Genomic DNA, 258 nt, shown 5'->3' with positions numbered 1-258 from the left:
CGCTGGTCGACGGGGTCGATTCCGACAGAGCCAAAAAAGGAAAATTCGGCAGTCGGCCGCCGCTACGGAACGATTACTGCTCTAAGACGCTCGACCACTGGCTGGTGTACGTCGCCTGTGCCGGCTCGAAGGAGACGCGCTCGCCGATCGAGCCGCCGTTGTCCTCGAAGGAGGCCACGTACTGCTCTTCGAGCGACTGGCCGTAGGCGTCGTTGAGGGACACCGTCGGCGCCGAGTCTTCGGGGACGCTGTACCTCA

Annotated in this window: 1 pseudogene; it reads right to left on the bottom strand. The window is 63.6% G+C overall.

Going from position 1 to position 258, the window contains the following annotated elements:
- Positions 1-73: 73 nt before the first annotated feature.
- Positions 74-258 (bottom strand): annotated as a pseudogene (locus tag SM753_RS20855) (branched-chain amino acid ABC transporter substrate-binding protein); the annotation flags it as partial.

It is taken from the genome of Halostella sp. PRR32 (genome assembly GCF_034808085.1).
Taxonomy (GTDB): domain Archaea; phylum Halobacteriota; class Halobacteria; order Halobacteriales; family Natronoarchaeaceae; genus Halostella; species Halostella pelagica.
This window is presented reverse-complemented; position numbering and strand designations above follow the sequence as displayed.